Genomic DNA, 15,289 nt, shown 5'->3' on the forward strand with positions numbered 1-15,289 from the left:
AGATTGTGTATAAGAGACAGGCTCGGGGCCATTTCCGGCTCCAGGGCATGGGCGGAAAAAGGGGGCAGGACCGTGGACATGAAGACGAAGAAGGACCTGGCGGTCGATTTCATCAACACCATCCGCACCATGGAGCCGAGCGCGCTCAACGCCCTCATCGTGAAGGAAGCGGGCGAGGAGCTGGCGCAGTTCTTCCTGAACTACAGCGCGAACCTCATCTCCAAGGATCCGTCCCGGGTGTTGGAGAACACGTCCTCGCTGATGCTGATGGGCTACCTCATTCGCACCTACGAGGAGAAGAACAGCCAGGCCAAGCAGGGCAACTTCCAGTCCTACGCGTACGCCTGAGGGCCTGCGCGCGCGGGCTCGACAGGCCCGGGGAGGCCTGTTAGGCACGCGTCGCCCATGCTCATCGACCTACACGCCCATTCCCACCTGTCCAAGGGGTGCGACCTGGAGCCGCGCGCCGTGCTGGAGCGTGCGGCCATGTTCGGCCTGGACGCGGTGGCGTTCACCGAGACGAACACCCAGGACGGCTGCGACGAACTCTTCGAGATCGGCGCCAGGTCCAAGGTGAAGGTCTTCGTGGGCCTGGAGCTCGTCACGGACCGGGGCCAATACCTGTGCTTCTTCCCGAAGCCGGAGCTGGCGCCGGAGCCCGTGCAGATGTGGGGCAGCAACCGGGAGAAGCCCTGGAGCGCCGCCGAGTGCCTGCCCAAGGTGAAGGCGATGGGCGCGGCCATCATCGCGGCCCGCCCCTTCGACCGCGACGTGCCCAACCCCGCCATGGAGTACGTGCGCTCACTGTCCGGCGTGCTGTGCGCCGTGGAGGGCTACAACGCCAAGGTGAAGCAGACGGCCAACGACCTGGCCGTGGAGGCCGCGGACGTCCTCAAGGTGCCCTGCGTGGGCGGCAGCGACGCGCGCGGCTCCCTGGACGAGATGGGCCGCGGCGCCACCTTCTTCAAGCGCGACGTGCTCACCCAGGCGCAGCTGGTGGAGGAGCTGTTCAAGGGCGACTACTGGCCGGTGATGGCCGGTGAGCTGCCCCGCCTCACCCGGCCGGGCGAGGCGCAGGCCCAGCGCAAGGGCGGCGGCGGCAAGAAGCAGCACCGCCGCGGCGGCCGGCGCTAGACAGGCGCCAGGCGATTCAGGGCAGGACGGATTTGCCTGCCTCTTCCGCGCGCACCAGCCTCCCGTCGCTGAGGAACGCCTTGCGGCGCTCGCCGGTGTAGCGCCACTCCTCGTTCTTCGCGGTGCCCTCCAGCGTGCGGCGCACGGACTCCGGCGGGCCCCAGGCCATGCGCACCGCGTCCGCGGGCATGTCCGGCACCAGCGTCTTGGTGCGCACGGCCTCCTTCACCGCCGCGCTGAAGCCGTTGAGCTGCTGCGTCAGCGGGTGGGGCGACAGCGTGTTCCCCAGCTCCGCGCGGAACGCGTCCTGCCGGTCCAGGTTCGGCGGCAGCACCATCACCACCTGCTCTCCGGCGGGGGCGCCCTCCACCGTCACGTACACCCACGGCCAGGTGCGCGGGGAGTAGAGGACGCGCTCGGTGACGACCCACGCGGTGGGGAACTCCACCTTGGTGATCCGCACGCGCGAGCCGGCGGGGAGGGTGGCCTGGACGGGGCCGGGGTTGATGGGCTTGCCCTGGGTGTCATCCACCAGCCGCACGTCCTCTGGAGGGTAGGGCGTGAGCAGCCGCTTGGACGCGTCCCCGAAGAAGGGCGTCAGGTAGGCGGAGACGCGCAGGTACTGCTCCGCGTCCGGGCCGCTGAGGCCGCGGTCCAACGCGGCCCGGTCCTCGGGGGACATGCGGGTGGCGGACGCGCAGCCGAAAGACACGGCGGCCACGAGCGGCACCAGGAACAGCGACGACAGCGAGCGGAAGGAACGCGGCATGGCACCTGGAGGCGCGCGGGATGGGACGGCGCGCGCCTTCGGGTGTCTGCTTAGCCTAGCGGCTGGCCTGCGTCAGCGCCGGCGTGTCCGTCGCCGCGAGCTTGCCGTTGCGGCAGCCGCGCTGCGTGGGACACACGGGACCGCGGCCATGCGGGTCCGCGACCAGGAGGAACCGCCCCTGCCCCCGAGCATCCGTCAGCTCCGGATGGCCGCACAGCGCGCAGTGGCGGGGGGGACGCTTCGAGGGAGGGAAGGGCACGCGTCAAGTGTGCGGCCTCCCCGCGCCCCCAGCGAATTTTCAGCCGGGGGCGGTGGGACGGTGGAGCCTGGGGCGCTACGACTTGTCGCCGGACGCGGCCGGCGTGCTCGGCGCGGCCGCGGGAGCGCTGGGCGCCGTGCTGGTGCTCGACGACGACGTGGTCGAAGAAGACGCGGGCGACGACGACGCCGAGGAGGACGACGACGAACCGCCGCCGTCCTTCTTCGTGGAGCCGTACAGGTCCGAGTACCAGCCGCCACCCTTGAGGTGGAAGCTGGAGCGGCTGAGCTGCTTGCTCAGCGTGCCCTCGGCGCCGCACGCGGTGCAGGCGGCGGGCGTCGGGTCGGACATCTTCTGCAGGACGTCGATGGTCTTTCCACAGGCCGAGCAGCCGTACTCGTAGATGGGCATGGGGTGGGTACCTCGTCTCGATGAGTCAGTTCGAAGGGGATTGGGCCTGGGCGGAGAGCTGCTTGCGCAGGCCCTCCGTCAGATTCAGGCGCTCGAAGGCGCGGGTGACCAGCTCCGCGGGCGCGCCGTGCTTGCGACCCACGACGTTGGCCAGCGAGTGGAGATCCGTGGCGTCCGGCAGGGCGTCCTTCGCCAGCCGCTCCAGCTCCTTGCGGAGCGCGTCGGCGAAGCGCTTCTGGATGCCCAGGTCCACCAGGTACTTGTCCCGGCCGAGCAGATCCAGCCGGTGGGTGAGGTGGCTCGTGGCCAGCACCTCGTTGCGGAAGCGCTCGCGCAGCGCCTCCACGACTTCTTCCAGCCTGAGCGCGTGGTTGAGCCGCTGCAGCTCGCTGGGGGACAGGCCGAGCGCCCAGGCCACCCGGCCGGTGGCGCCGCGCTGGGACGCGTAGGCAGTCTCGATGTTGTGGCGCTCGCGAGCCTCCAGCGTCTCCATGATGCCGTGCTGGCGCAGCACGTTCTCCATGTCGACCTGGGTCATCTCACCGCGCGGGCCGTTGTAGCGGTGCTCCAGCGTGCGCAGAAGTGAGTAGCGGTGCTCCGTGGCCTCGATGGCGGCCTCCAGCGTCTCCTTGCCCTCCGCGCGCGTCAGTTCAAGGAACGACAGTCGCTGGGCCTCCACGCGGGTGAAGCGGCCGCGGGGGCGGGGCAGCTCGCGCTTGAGGAAGCGCGGGGCCTCCTCTTCTTCCTGGGGCGCCTGGGGAGCCGGGGCGGACGCGGCGGTGTCGGCGTCCTCCGCGTCGGTGGTGCGCTTCTTGGGCGCGATGCGCTCCTGGACGGCGGCGGCCTCCGCCTTGGCGCTCTTGCGGCGGCCGGTCTTCGCGTCCGCCTCCTCGGAGGCCGGGGAGGGGCGCGCGAACACGGGCGTCGTGGAGGCGGGCGCGGGGGGCGGCGTCTTCTCCTCGCGCACCAGGGCCAGCTCCTGCGCCACGTCGTAGTAGCCGCACTCCTGGCGCTGGGCCGCGAGCGCCGGCGTCACGCCGCGCAGGATGTCCACCACCGCGAAGGGCCCCAGGGGGGACGTCTCCGGTTCACCATCCGTGAGGGCGCGGACCCGGAAGTCCTCATCCTCGGTGAGGAGCGCGAGCGCCTCGCGGACCTGCTGTGCGGGGGCCGGAGCCTTCGCGCGTCGGCAGAAGTCCGACACCGCCACCGCCACCGGGGTGGGTACGTCATCGGGCTGCCGTCTTCTCTGCCAGGGACTGATCATGGAAAGGTTCGGAAAATTGCTCGTTTACGAGGGCGGATGCCTCTATCTTCGCGGCCAGACAGGTGTCAATGAGCCAGTCCGGCCTCAATGTAAACAGCTCACGCGCGGCGCAAGCCGAAGTCACCGAACTCCGTGGTAGTCACCGGGGAAGCGGGCGCTTGCCAGGCCCGGCCGGCCAGATTGTCTTGCGGGAGCAGGCATCCCCACCCCAACACATGGGGTGCTCCAGAGATTGCAGATGACGACCCATCACCACAGCCACTCCCACTCCCACGGCCCCTCGGACAAGGACAAGGACGAGGTCCTGGCGCGCTACATGGCCCAGCACGGGCTGAAGAGCACGCGCCAGCGCAGCCTCATCATCGACACCTTCTTCGAGGTGGGCGGCCACCTGTCCGTCGAAGAGCTGTGGAACAAGGTGCGCGAACAGGACACCAAGGTGTCCGTGGCCACCGTGTACCGGACGATGAAGCTGCTCAACGAGTGCGGCCTGGCCCACGCGCGCAACTTCGGTGACGGGCAGACGCGCTACGAGGCGGCGGCGGGGCGCGAGCACCACGATCACCTCATCTGCACGAGCTGCGGCACCATCGTGGAGTTCGAGAACGACCGCATCGAGACGCTCCAGGACGCGGTGGCGCGCAAGCACGGCTTCACGGTGACGTCGCACAAGATGGAGCTGTACGGCCTGTGTCGCGAGTGTCAGCTCCGGGGTGGCCCTCTGGAGACAGAGGCCTGAGCGCGTGAGCCCGGTGCGACGACGCGCGCTCCTGTGCGCGGTGGCGCTGGGCGCACTGACGCTGACGGGCTCGGTGTCCGGCTGTCGCCACGGCGGGCCGGTGGATGCCGGGCCCGCGTTCTACCGGGCGCTGTGGCTGCCGTCGGTGGGGCCTGCGCGCTACGACCCCCGCCAGCTCACGGGCAAGGTGGTGCTGGTGTCCTTCATGGCCACCTGGTGCTTCCCGTGCCTGGCGGACCAGCCCTCGCTCAAGCATCTCCAGGAGACCTACGGCCCCCAGGGCTTCCAGGTCGTCGCGGTGGGGATGGACATCGACGAGGGCCGGGTGCTGGGGCCGTTCGCGAACCACTACGCCTTTCCGTACCCGGTGCTCCTGTCGGACGAGCGGATGCGCGCCGGTGAGAGCGCCTTCGGTCGCATCCGGGCACTGCCCAGCACGGTGCTGCTGGACAGGCACGGCCGCGCGGTGGCCGCGTGGCAGGGGATTGAGGGCCAGGCGGACGTGGCGAAGGCCATTGAAAAGCTGCTGAAGGCGGACTGATTTCCGCCTCCGCCCGGGGTGCTACAGGGCTGGAGCGGAATAGTTGCGGGCAAGGGGGCCGCTGGTACCTTCGCCGGCGCTCATGACGTCCCGGCGAAAGCTCCTGATGGTGGCGGCGGTGGTGGCGGTGGCCTTGAGCCTCGCTTCGGTGGCGGACGCCAAGGGCTTCCGGCGCTACCTGCGCCTGCGGCAGGACGTGGAGGCGCTCGATGAGCGCAACCGCTCGCTGGCCGCGCAGAACGACGTGCTCCGCAAGGAGATCGCGGCGCTGCGCAAGGATCCGGCGACGCTGGAGCAGTCGGTCCGTGAGGAGCTCGGCTATGTGAAGCCGGGCGAAATCGTCTTCCACCTGGAGTCGCCATGACCTCGCTGTCCGTGGTGCCCTCTCCCGCGAAGCTCGTGCGCGCCTTCTTCCGAGCCATCCCCGCGGCGGTGGCGCTGGCGACGTTCGTCCACCTGGCGCGCGGCGGCTTCCGGGGCCTGAACACGCTGGGGTGGACGGAAGCGGCGCTGGTGATGGGGCTGCTCATCGGCATCGGCATGGCGGCGTGGCGCCGGGCCATGCGCTCCTCGGTGGGCGCGGTCATCGACCTGCGCGACGACCTGGAGCTGGGCGGCGGGCTCATCTCCGCGGCCTTCATCGTGGTGGCCATTGGCGGCGGGGAGCTGTTCCCCATCGTCTACCTGTTGATGGCGTTCCTGGTGGCGTTCCTGCCTCGCAACGCGGGCATGACGCTGCTGGGCGTGGCGCTGGTGTACGACGGCCTGGTGACGCTGGGCGGGCCGGTGGTGAACCTCACCGGGTTCCTGACGCACACGCTGTTCCTGGCGCTGTTCGCGGGGCTGTACCACCTGGTGCTGTCCGCGCGGATGGCGGTGGCGAAGCGGGCGGAGTCGGACGCGGTGCAGAAGCGCATCCGCGAGGTGGAGGAGCGCGCGCGCACCTTCCGGCTGGTGTCCTCCGGGACGCAGGACAGCTTCAGCGGGATGAACTCCGACGAGAAGTGGCTGGTCGCGTCGGTGAAGGAGATTGAGGGCGCGGTGCACGCGGCGCTGGAGATCGCGGAGACGGGCCTGCGCACGGACACCTGCGCGGCGTTCCTGCTCACGTCGGACGACCGGAGCCTGAAGCTGTACGACTGCCGCTCCGGTTCGGAGCGGGTGCAGCGCGAGAAGTTCAACGCGGGCGAGGGCATCATCGGCGGCGTGCTGAAGCGCCGCGCGCCGGTGCGGATGAACTCGCCGCAGGGGCTGAAGGGCGTCACGTACTACGAGAGCAGCGGTCCCACGGTGCAGGCGCTGCTGGCGGTGCCCATCCTGGAGGGCAGCGGCCTGGTGCGCGGCGTGCTGGTGGCGGACAAGCTCAAGAACGAGCCGTTCACGGACCAGGACGAGAAGATGCTCACCACCATCGCGGGAGAGGTGCTGCGCTCCATCGAGGTGGAGCGGGTGATGAGCTACATCCGCAAGACGCGCGACGAGAAGGACCGGTTCTTCCGGGCCATCGAGGAGCTCAACCGCGCGGGCAGCCCGGACCAGGTGTTCGTGGCGGTGCTGGAGGCGACGCGGCAGCTGGCGGGGCTGGACTTCTGCGCGGTGACGCTGGTGTCGGAGCAGGACGGCAAGCGGATGCACCGCGTGGCGCGGATGACGGGCGTCACGGCGCAGGGCAAGGCGCTGGAGGGCCAGACGTTCCAGGACAACAACGGCCTGGTGGCGAACGTGGTGCGCTATGGGGCGCCGCTGCCGGGGCGGGACATCAAGGCGATGGACCGTCAGGTCATCTTCGATGAGGAGACGCAGGTGCGCGGCCTGGGCGCGCTGAAGATCTTCCCGCTGGTGGCGGGGGACCGGATTCTGGGCACGCTGGTGGCGGGGTCGCGCAAGAAGGCGGCGTTCGAGCAGGACGTGCTGCGGATGATCGAAGTCATCGCCATCCAGGCGGCGCAGGCGGTGTTGCGCGCGCAGCTCTACGAGCAGATGGAGCGGATGGCGACGACGGACGGCCTCACGGGGCTGCTGAACCACCGCACGTTCCAGTCGCGCGCGGACGACATCCTGGCTCAGGCGCGGCGGTACAACCGCAAGTGCTCCATCATGTTGACGGACGTGGACCACTTCAAGAACGTGAACGACACCTACGGTCACCCGACGGGCGACCAGGTGCTCAAGGGCGTGGCGCGCATCATCAAGACGCTGGCGCGGGACACGGACATCGTCGCTCGCTACGGCGGCGAGGAGTTCGTGATGGTGATGCCGGAGACGGACGTGCAGGGCGCGAAGATCATCGCCGAGCGCATCCGCGAGGCGGTGATGGCGGAGGTGTTCCAGACGGAGATGGGCCCGCTGCGCATCACGATGTCGCTGGGCATCGCGACGTTCCCGGACAACGCCATGGAGAAGCAGCAGATGATCGACCTGGCGGACCAGTGCCTGTACCACTCGAAGCGCAACGGCCGGAACCAGTCCGTGACGGTGGCGCAGATGCAGGGTGGCCGGAAGCTCCAGGCGGTCGCGGAGTAGGGCGGCTCAGTCCAGGTCCGCGAGCTGGCCCTGTGCGAGCTCGCGGTAGTACGGCACGACCTCCACGGCGAGCAGGTCCCGCATCTGCTGGCGCGCGCCGTCCAGGTCGCCCTGGTCTCGCAAGCGATACATGCGGTGGAGGGCGTCGCCCAGGCGCCGTGAGCCCTCCGTGACGCGCTGACGCATCTGGTGGAGGAGGGTGAGCGCGGCCTCCGGTGTGCGCAGTCCCGTTTCCACCTCCGCGGTGGTCATGGCCACGGAAGAGCCCGCGCGTCGCAGAAGCGTGCGAAGGGCGTCGTCCAGGACGACAGTGCCTTCCTGCTGGGCGCGCGTATCGAGCACCCGGAGTTGATGCCAGTCGCCTTCGAGGTCTTCGACCATGAATGCCGTGGCGCTCCTTCGCCGCACGTTCGAGACCATACCCAGTTATACGTTCCACGATGACTCCGCTTCCCCTCGCCGTCACCACCAGCACGAAGACGGACGCGGCCACGGTGCGCGAGGCGCGGACCGTGGCGCAGCGGTGGAACCTGCCGTTCCTTTCGCGCCGCTCCAGTGAGGGCATCGCGCCCTGGCTGGGCACCAAGGTGGAGGTGCTGCTCGTCGTGGGCGGCGATGGCGTGACGCTGTGGGAGCCGCAGGGTTCGTTCGGCTTCCACGCGGGCATGGCGCACCTGCGGCGCATGCGGCTGCGGCAGGGCCAACGCGATGACGCGTTCCTCAAGGTCGCGGAGATCGTCCCCGGGGATGCCGTGCTCGACTGCACCCTGGGGCTCGCGCAGGACGCGCTGGTGGCTTCGCTCGCCGTGGGTCCCACGGGCCGTGTCGTCGGCCTGGAGAAGAGCCTGCCCCTGTGCATCGTCGCCGCGGAGGGGCTCCAGCGCTACGACCGGGGCGCGGACTCGTGCGCCATCGAAGTGCTTCACGCGGATGCGCACGCGTACCTGAAGACGCTGCCTTCGAAGTCCTTCGACGTCGTCTTCTTCGACCCGATGTTCGCCAAGCCCAAGAAGGCCCAGCCCGCCTTCGACGTCCTGCGCCGCTTCGCGGAGCACGCGCCCCTCACTCCTGAAGCCGTGGAGGAGGGGAGACGCGTCGCCCGCCGGTGGGTCGTCGTGAAGGGCGCTCGTCACACCGACGATTTGAAGAAGGTGGGCATCGAGCCTGCGCCCACCTCGCGCTTCAGCGAAGTCATCTGGGGGCGGCTCCCCGCTCTCCCCTGAGCTACTCCTTCTCCGACCCCTTCGGCGGACCCTCACTGCCCATCGGGGACAACTTGCTCGACAGCGCTCCCGCCTGCTCGTGCGCCATCAGGTCGCGCGGCGAGCGGTAGTACTGCATGGGCGAGTGGTGCAGGAAGTTCGACACGCGGCTCGTGTAGAGACACGCGTACTGCTCCACCTGGTAGCCGAAGCGGCTGTTCTCGTTGCCCTCCTTGAACAGCAAGCCCCAGTACGGATTGAAGCCCTCCTCGACGTCGCGCTCCAGCGTGTCCGCGATGCCGTTGGTCTCCTTCAGCGACCGGCGCAGCTTCTCCAGCTCCGCCTTCACCTTCTTGCGCAGCTCTTCCACCTCCTGGCGCTCGGGATCCGCCAACTCCTCGCGCTCCAGCCTGCGCTCCAGGGTGTTCAACACCGTCTTGCGGTGGTTCACCTCGTCGTCCAGCCGAGCTCGCGTCAGCTCCACCTCCGACAGGGTGACGATCTCCTCGCGCCGCGCGTCCGTGTACGTGATCTCGTCCTCAATCTCCTGGACGATCATGCACGTGCGCCACAGCGACGACTTCTTCGACTTCAGGATGTCGCCGTAGATGTGGTCGCCCACGTAGAGGATGTGCTCGCCCCGGTAGCCGGTGAACTCCTCGAACTGGGCCAGGTTGCCGCCCGAGTACACCGTGCCGCGCTCCAGTGACTTCGCCTCGCCCACGACCTTGCCGGCCTCCGTGGAGGAATCCAGCTCCAGGAACGGCCGGGCCTCCGTGAAGAAGGCCGGCTTGCCCGCCGCCGTCACCACGAAGTCGAAGTAGTTGCGCCAGCTGGGGTACTCCGGCAGCTGCCCTTCCAACAGGTAGCGCATCACCGCGTTCGTGTAGTCCCACGCGGAGTTCGTCAGCAGGAACAACTTCTTCCCGCCCGAGCGCAGCTTGTGCAACGCCGGACCCAGCTCCGGATCCAGGAACACGTAGCGCGCCAGGTCCTTGCGGATCTCCCGCTTGAGCGAGTTGTCCCGGTGCACCGTGTCGATGGCTTCCCGGATGTCGTCGTAGAGCTTGCCGTAGTTCACGGTGTGCCCCAGCGACTCCATCAGCTCGATGATGCCCGAATACAGGCACGTCTCCGGCAACGCGAAGAGCGTGTCGTTCCACGCGAACTGAGGGTTGCGCAGCCGCACGCGCTTGTTGCGGTACAGCTCCTTCCACGCGTCGCGCTTCAGCGGACGCAGGCCGTGGTACGCGCGCCCCACGTGACCGAAGCGGTCCATCTTCAGGACGTTGCCGTTGACGCGGTCCACCGCCAACCCGCGCATCACGAAGTGGTGGTCGTAGAGCAGGCCGCCCACGAACGGCGGATAGCCGTACTCGCTGATCAGCTTCGCGAGCGTCATGTCGAACGACAACTGCTCCAGCCGGCGCATGTGGTAGATGGCCAGCGTGTAGTCCATGTCGAACCCGATGAGTTCGATGTGGTCCATGCGCAGGTTGCGGTTGACGAACACGTCCCGCGAATGCGGCACTTGGTCCGTGGCCTCACGCGGCGTGGTGAGCAGCCGGCCGAGCACGTCGTCGGTGAGCAAGTCCCTCGCCCGGCGGGCCGCGTCGTCGGCGCGCTCGCGACTGATGGAGGAACGGAAGCTCCCGTGCAGCGGATCCACGGAGGGTCCGCCCGGGATGGGCCTGGCAGGGGAGAGTATGGGCGACACGGGACCTCAAGACATAACACGCGCCGCATGCCCTTCGCCCGCGTCCTTGCGGGCTTCGCACGGGGCTGGCACGCTCTGTCCAACGATGCGCACCCCACGTCCATCCCCGGCCTCCGCCGAGGACCTCCACGCGCGCCTGGCCGCTCGCATCACCGCGTTGGAGGACCGGGTGCGCCGTCTGGAGGCCCGACTCGCCCTGGAGGCCCGCAAGCCGCCCCTCGTCCGCACCCGGGCCAGCGCCTCCGCCGCCAACGTCCGCACCGCCCGGCCCCGGCCCCGCTGCCCTGGCTGCACCCTGGAGCTGCCCCGTGGACGGCGCGGTGAGTCGTGCGTGTGGTGTGGCTTCATGTTCGCCGCCGTGACCCGCCGCCGCGCCAGTGGGCCCAAGTCGCCCCGGAAGACCCGATGAGCGGGACGTACCGGCTCATCGGCCGCACGGAGGCAGGAGACCTCGCGGAGCTGTACGAGTCCCTGCTGCTGCCCTCCATCCCCGTCGCGGTGAAGCTCTTCCTGCCGCGCACCTCCGACCCCGCCTATGCCCGCTCGGTGGCGGAGACGGTGCGGCTGCTCCAGCCCGTGCGCCACCCGGGCCTCCTCCACGTCGTGGACGTGGGCTTCGTGCGCCAGCGGCTCGCCGTGGTGCGCGAGGACGTGGACGGCTTCACGCTGGGCGTCGCGCTCCAGCGCCTCAATACGAAAGAGGTGCTGCTGCCGCCCACGGTGGCGCTGTCCATCGTCATCCAGCTGTTGGAGACCGTGCAGCTCGCGCACGACGCGGGCGTCGTCCACGGCGCCATCACCCCTGGCAACGTGCTCCTGGCCCGCGACGGCTTCCCGGCCATCTGCGACTTCGGCGCGCTCCAGGCGCTCCTGTCCGTGCCCCAGCTCAAGCGCACGTTCGCGCACCGGGGCCGCAGCGCGTACCGGGCGCCGGAAGTCACCCGCGGGGAGACGCCCACGGAGGCGTCCGACGTGTACTCGCTGGGCGCCATCGCGTACGAGCTGCTCACCCTGCGCGAGGCCGTGGTGCCGGGCAGCGGCGTGAGCACCCGCCGCGAGGCGCTGCCTCCTCCCAGCCGGTTGGATCGGCGGATCAACTCGCGGTTGGATCCGTCGATCATGCGCGCGTTGGATCCGGCGCCCCAGCGGCGCTTCCGCTCGTGCGGCGAGTTCGCCCAGGCCCTGCGTAACTTCCTCTCCGCGGGCGGTGGTCTGCCCGGCGCGGAGGAGGTGGCGCGCTTCGTGTCGGAGCTGTTCCCCAACGAGGTGAGCATCGCGGCCCCCGGGCCCGTCCCGTTCGCCGAGCCCTTTCAGCTGGAGGCCGTCTCCGGCGCGGAGATGGAGGACCTGCACGCGGAGGAGTACGAGGCCTCCATCGTCCAGCGCGCGCCGTACAGCCGCGCGCCCACGGAGAAGGAGGCGTCCGCCGAGACGCAGGAGGCCGCGCCCGGCTTCGAGGAGTTCCGTCCCGAGGACTACGCGTCGGATGACGACGCCCCCCTGGACGACGAGCCCGAGCCGGCAGGTGAAGTGCGGAGCACCGAACTTTCGCCCGCGGGGCCGTTGGAGCAGGGCTGGGACGCACCGCCCGGTGTGCTCGCGCAGAAGTCCCGCCGCCCGGACAGCCCGGCGTCAGCGCGCGCGGGACGCAATCCTCGCGTGAAGGTCATCGAGGACTTCTCCGGACCGCCGCTCGGGGACGACGAACCGCCCGTGCCCACCGGCCGCCGCGCCGCCATGCGCCCCGGGCCGGCCCTCGGGGACGACGAACCGCCTGTGCCTACCGGCCGTCGCGCCGCCATGCGTCCCGCCCAGTCCCCGGGAGCGGAAGAAGAACCGCCGAAGCGCCCGGCCCTGCGCCCCGCGAAGGGGGCCGGGGGCAGGGCTCCCGGCCAGGAGACGGCGATCCTTCCTGCTGGCGGTGGCGCACCTTCGGCACCTGCTGCCGCTGACGTGACCGTGCTCCGCCAGCAGAGCCGGGGCCGCGCGGAAGCCTCCGAAGCCCTTCCCGCCGAACCCCGCTCGGAGCGCCGCATGGCTCCTCCGAAGGCGGAAGGCCGCGTGCGCTCCGACATGGCGGAGCCCGCGCCGTCAGACCGGCACCTGCCGGTGCACCAGCGCTTCGACACGGTGGAGACGCCGCGCGTGGACGCGGTGGCCGCCGGTACCCGCCGCAAGCGACTGCTCTTCATCGCGGGCGGTATCGCCCTGGTGGGCCTGTTCATGTTCGCCGTCGCCGCGTGGCGGCTGGGCCTGGAGCAGGTGCAGGAACCGGAGCTGCCCCGCTACGACCCGAACGCCCCCGCGGCGAACGGCACGCAGACGCCGTCCGCGAACCCGTCCGCGCTCAAGCCCATCGCGCCTCCTCCGCCCGCGCCGCCAGCCAACCCGGGCGCGCGGGACATCGAGGACGAGGACGTGGATGAGGACACCGCCGAGCCCGGCGTTCCTCCCAAGAACCAGCGCGCGTTCCTCACGCTGCGCACGAACCTGCCGGCGAACGTCTTCATCGACGGGGCGAAGGTGCGCCGCGCGACGCCGCTGCTGAACTACCCGGTCCGCGCGGGCACTCGCGACATCCGCGTGGTGGCCATCTCCACCGGTGAGCAAAAGGACTTCCAGCTCCGCTTCTCGCGGGGCCAGCACCAGAAGCTGGACGAACAGTTCCAGCCTCCCCCCACCAGGCGGTGAGTTTCGTGGAGCGCACGCGCATCTTCGTCGTCGAGGACCAGCCCCAGCTCCTGAAGAACCTGGTCAAGGTGCTGGGCACCTTTCCGGAACTGGAGGTCGTGGGCACCTCCCAGGATGGCGAGCAGGCGGTGGACGACATCGTCCGTGAACGCCCGCAGCTCGTCCTGCTGGACCTGGAGCTCCCCAGCCTCAACGGCATCCAGGTGACCCAGAAGGTCAAGCGCCGCGCACCGGAGGTGGAGATCCTCATCCTCACGTCCTTCGAGGACGAGCAGAAGGTCTACGAGGCCATCCAGGCGGGCGCGTCCGGCTACCTGGTGAAGCGGGTGGGGCCGGAGAAGATCCGCTCCGGCATCCAGGAGGTCATGGACGGGGGCACCGTGCTGGAGCCCATCATCGCCCGGCGCTTCTGGAACTACTTCCAGTCCATCCAGGCCAGGCCCGCCCAGAAGCCCGCCGAGCTGCCCTGGGGTCTGACGGACGTGGAGCTGGACGTCCTTCGCTACGTGGCCAAGGGCCTGTCCAACGCGGAGGTGGGGCGGGTGATGACGCTGGAGCGGCGCACGGTGCGCACGCACCTGTCGCATATCTACCGGAAGATGGGCGTCAACTCCCATGTGGACGCGGTGGTGATGGCCCTGCGTCAAGGTGTCGTGGATCTCTAGCCGCGCCGTGGTTACGGTGTGGCACCTATGTCCAAGGCATCCCCGCGGTCCACCGCGGTGCGCGCGGTGGACCCCACGCTCGCCGCACTCTTCGACGTTCACGAGGCAACCCTGCCCAACGGTCTCAAGGTCCGCCTGCTGGCGAACCATCAGGCCCCGGTGGTCAGCCTCTACACCTTCTTCCAGGTGGGCAGCCGCAACGAGCGGCCCGGCATCACCGGCATCAGCCACCTGTTCGAACACATGATGTTCAACGGGGCGAAGAAGTACGGCCCCAAGATGTTCGACAAGACGCTGGAGTCCAACGGCGGCCGCTCCAACGCGTACACGTCCAATGACATGACCGTGTACTACGACGACTTCAGCGCGGACGCGCTGGAGACGGTGCTCGACCTGGAGTCGGACCGGATGCGCTCGCTGCGCATCTCCGACCAGACGCTGGCCAGCGAGCGCCAGGTCGTGATGGAGGAGCGCCGCGTCCGAGTGGACAACGAAATCCCCGGCATGATGGACGAGGAGCTGGGCACGCTCGTCTACAAGGCTCACGCGTACCGCTGGCCCGTCATCGGGTGGATGGCGGACATCGAGAACATCACGCGCGACGACTGCCAGGAGTACTTCCGCACGTACTACGCGCCCAACAACGCGGTGCTCTACATCGTCGGGGACATCGACCCGAAGAAGACGCTCGCGCTGGTGAAGCGCTACTACGGCAACATCCCGCGCGGCCCCTCGCCCGCGCCGGTGCTCAACGCGGAGCCGGAGCAGAAGGGCGAGCGCCGCGCAGTGGTGCGCCACCCCGCGCAGTCGCCGTCCGTGATGATCGGCTTCCGCGGACCCGCAGCGAGCAACGAGGACACGCTGGTGCTGGACGTGGTCCAGTACATCCTCACCAAGGGCGAGGGCAGCCGGCTGGTGAAGTCCCTCGTGTACGATCAGAAGGCCGCCGTGTCGGTGATGCTCGACTGGAGCTGGCGCATCGACCCGGGGACCATCCTGTTCTACCTGGAGCTCAAGCCGGACTCCGAAGCCGCGAAGGTGGAGGCCCTGCTGTACGCGGAGCTGGAGAAGCTGGCGCGCGAAGGCGTCACCGACAAGGAGCTGCAGAAGGCGAAGAACAACCTGCGCGCGGACCACCTGCGGGAGCTGTCCACCAACAGCGGCCGTGGGCACGCCCTGGGCCACTACGAGGCCCTGCTGGGCGACTGGCGCGAGGGTCTGTCCCTGCCGACCTTCTACGCGTCCGTCACGGCGGAGCAGGTGAAGGCCGTGGCCGCGAAGTACTTCGCCCCCGAGCGCCGCTCGGTGGTCACCCTCCATCCCGAAGCCGGCGCTGAAGAGGCCGGTGACGAAGCGGCGGAGGCGTAAAAA

17 protein-coding genes are annotated in these 15,289 nt (G+C 69.6%); 11 read left to right on the plus strand and 6 right to left on the minus strand.

Annotated features, from left to right (window positions below):
• The first annotated feature begins 72 nt into the window (after nt 1-72).
• Nucleotides 73-348 (plus strand): hypothetical protein, encoded by a 276-nt coding sequence (locus tag D7V77_RS17590; RefSeq protein WP_043321624.1) that lies wholly within the window; start codon nt 73-75, stop codon nt 346-348.
• Nucleotides 349-405: 57 nt separating this feature from the next.
• Nucleotides 406-1,134, plus strand: a complete 729-nt coding sequence (locus tag D7V77_RS17595; RefSeq protein ID WP_120577449.1) for a PHP domain-containing protein — start codon at nt 406-408, stop codon at nt 1,132-1,134.
• Nucleotides 1,135-1,150: 16 nt separating this feature from the next.
• On the opposite strand, the gene D7V77_RS17600 is transcribed toward D7V77_RS17595, so the two are convergent.
• The 4 genes from D7V77_RS17600 to D7V77_RS17615 all read right to left on the minus strand — a co-directional run bounded on the left by D7V77_RS17600 (nt 1,151) and on the right by D7V77_RS17615 (nt 3,840).
• Nucleotides 1,151-1,903 (minus strand): hypothetical protein, encoded by a 753-nt coding sequence (locus D7V77_RS17600; protein WP_120577450.1) that lies wholly within the window; start codon nt 1,901-1,903, stop codon nt 1,151-1,153.
• A gap of 55 nt (nt 1,904-1,958) precedes the next feature.
• Nucleotides 1,959-2,162: a hypothetical protein gene (locus D7V77_RS17605; protein ID WP_120577451.1), complete on the minus strand. Its 204-nt coding sequence runs from the start codon at nt 2,160-2,162 to the stop codon at nt 1,959-1,961.
• A 75-nt stretch (nt 2,163-2,237) separates the two neighbouring features.
• Nucleotides 2,238-2,573: an FmdB family zinc ribbon protein gene (locus D7V77_RS17610; RefSeq protein WP_120577452.1), complete on the minus strand. Its 336-nt coding sequence runs from the start codon at nt 2,571-2,573 to the stop codon at nt 2,238-2,240.
• 25 nt (nt 2,574-2,598) lie between these two features.
• Nucleotides 2,599-3,840 carry a hypothetical protein gene (locus tag D7V77_RS17615; protein WP_120577453.1) on the minus strand — a complete coding sequence of 414 codons (1,242 nt, stop codon included), beginning with the start codon at nt 3,838-3,840 and terminating at the stop codon, nt 2,599-2,601.
• Nucleotides 3,841-4,078: 238 nt separating this feature from the next.
• Between D7V77_RS17615 and D7V77_RS17620 the strand changes: the two genes are divergently transcribed.
• From D7V77_RS17620 to D7V77_RS17635, 4 genes are all read left to right on the plus strand, one after another.
• Nucleotides 4,079-4,579: a Fur family transcriptional regulator gene (locus D7V77_RS17620; RefSeq protein ID WP_199733799.1), complete on the plus strand. Its 501-nt coding sequence runs from the start codon at nt 4,079-4,081 to the stop codon at nt 4,577-4,579.
• Between the two features lie 4 nt (nt 4,580-4,583).
• Nucleotides 4,584-5,120 (plus strand): TlpA disulfide reductase family protein, encoded by a 537-nt coding sequence (locus D7V77_RS17625; RefSeq protein ID WP_233597073.1) that lies wholly within the window; start codon nt 4,584-4,586, stop codon nt 5,118-5,120.
• A gap of 82 nt (nt 5,121-5,202) precedes the next feature.
• Nucleotides 5,203-5,484 (plus strand): septum formation initiator family protein, encoded by a 282-nt coding sequence (locus D7V77_RS17630; RefSeq protein ID WP_120577454.1) that lies wholly within the window; start codon nt 5,203-5,205, stop codon nt 5,482-5,484.
• Entirely contained in the window at nt 5,481-7,643 is a 2,163-nt protein-coding gene (locus D7V77_RS17635) for a diguanylate cyclase (RefSeq protein ID WP_120577455.1), read from the plus strand. The genes D7V77_RS17630 and D7V77_RS17635 overlap by 4 nt, the downstream gene beginning before the upstream one ends.
• Nucleotides 7,644-7,649: 6 nt before the next feature.
• Here the strand turns inward: D7V77_RS17635 and D7V77_RS17640 are convergent, their stop codons facing one another.
• Entirely contained in the window at nt 7,650-8,024 is a 375-nt protein-coding gene (locus tag D7V77_RS17640; RefSeq protein WP_120577479.1) for a DUSAM domain-containing protein, read from the minus strand.
• A 59-nt stretch (nt 8,025-8,083) separates the two neighbouring features.
• Here D7V77_RS17640 and D7V77_RS17645 point away from each other — a divergent pair, with 59 nt between their 5' ends.
• A complete protein-coding gene (locus D7V77_RS17645; protein WP_120577456.1) occupies nt 8,084-8,866 on the plus strand; it encodes a class I SAM-dependent methyltransferase in 783 nt (260 codons plus the stop codon).
• 1 nt (nt 8,867) lies between these two features.
• Here the strand turns inward: D7V77_RS17645 and D7V77_RS17650 are convergent, their stop codons facing one another.
• Complete coding sequence (locus D7V77_RS17650) at nt 8,868-10,562, minus strand: HAD-IG family 5'-nucleotidase (RefSeq protein ID WP_120577457.1); 1,695 nt, start codon at nt 10,560-10,562, stop codon at nt 8,868-8,870.
• 85 nt (nt 10,563-10,647) lie between these two features.
• On the opposite strand from D7V77_RS17650, the gene D7V77_RS17655 reads away from it, so the two are divergent.
• From D7V77_RS17655 to D7V77_RS17670, 4 genes are read left to right on the plus strand one after another with little or no spacing between them, the layout of a single operon-like run.
• Entirely contained in the window at nt 10,648-10,971 is a 324-nt protein-coding gene (locus tag D7V77_RS17655) for a hypothetical protein (RefSeq protein ID WP_120577458.1), read from the plus strand.
• Nucleotides 10,968-13,253: a serine/threonine-protein kinase gene (locus tag D7V77_RS17660; RefSeq protein ID WP_120577459.1), complete on the plus strand. Its 2,286-nt coding sequence runs from the start codon at nt 10,968-10,970 to the stop codon at nt 13,251-13,253. Before D7V77_RS17655 ends, D7V77_RS17660 begins: the two co-directional genes overlap by 4 nt.
• A 5-nt stretch (nt 13,254-13,258) precedes the next feature.
• Entirely contained in the window at nt 13,259-13,918 is a 660-nt protein-coding gene (locus D7V77_RS17665; RefSeq protein ID WP_120577480.1) for a response regulator transcription factor, read from the plus strand.
• Nucleotides 13,919-13,945: 27 nt separating this feature from the next.
• A complete protein-coding gene (locus D7V77_RS17670; RefSeq protein ID WP_120577460.1) occupies nt 13,946-15,286 on the plus strand; it encodes a pitrilysin family protein in 1,341 nt (446 codons plus the stop codon).
• The last annotated feature ends 3 nt before the right edge of the window (nt 15,287-15,289 follow it).

The organism is Corallococcus sp. CA041A, from assembly GCF_003612075.1.
Lineage (GTDB): Bacteria > Myxococcota > Myxococcia > Myxococcales > Myxococcaceae > Corallococcus > Corallococcus exiguus.

Excerpts from the sequence above, each read along its gene's own strand:
- D7V77_RS17595 (WP_120577449.1), top strand. The coding sequence starts at position 406 with ATGCTCATCGACCTACACGCCCATTCCCACCTGTCCAAGGGGTGCGAC.
- D7V77_RS17600 (WP_120577450.1), bottom strand. The coding sequence starts at position 1,903 with ATGCCGCGTTCCTTCCGCTCGCTGTCGTCGCTGTTCCTGGTGCCGCTC.
- D7V77_RS17610 (WP_120577452.1), bottom strand. The coding sequence starts at position 2,573 with ATGCCCATCTACGAGTACGGCTGCTCGGCCTGTGGAAAGACCATCGAC.
- D7V77_RS17615 (WP_120577453.1), bottom strand. The coding sequence starts at position 3,840 with ATGATCAGTCCCTGGCAGAGAAGACGGCAGCCCGATGACGTACCCACC.
- D7V77_RS17620 (WP_199733799.1), top strand. The coding sequence starts at position 4,079 with ATGACGACCCATCACCACAGCCACTCCCACTCCCACGGCCCCTCGGAC.
- D7V77_RS17630 (WP_120577454.1), top strand. The coding sequence starts at position 5,203 with ATGACGTCCCGGCGAAAGCTCCTGATGGTGGCGGCGGTGGTGGCGGTG.
- D7V77_RS17635 (WP_120577455.1), top strand. The coding sequence starts at position 5,481 with ATGACCTCGCTGTCCGTGGTGCCCTCTCCCGCGAAGCTCGTGCGCGCC.
- D7V77_RS17640 (WP_120577479.1), bottom strand. The coding sequence starts at position 8,024 with ATGGTCGAAGACCTCGAAGGCGACTGGCATCAACTCCGGGTGCTCGAT.
- D7V77_RS17645 (WP_120577456.1), top strand. The coding sequence starts at position 8,084 with ATGACTCCGCTTCCCCTCGCCGTCACCACCAGCACGAAGACGGACGCG.
- D7V77_RS17655 (WP_120577458.1), top strand. The coding sequence starts at position 10,648 with ATGCGCACCCCACGTCCATCCCCGGCCTCCGCCGAGGACCTCCACGCG.
- D7V77_RS17660 (WP_120577459.1), top strand. The coding sequence starts at position 10,968 with ATGAGCGGGACGTACCGGCTCATCGGCCGCACGGAGGCAGGAGACCTC.
- D7V77_RS17670 (WP_120577460.1), top strand. The coding sequence starts at position 13,946 with ATGTCCAAGGCATCCCCGCGGTCCACCGCGGTGCGCGCGGTGGACCCC.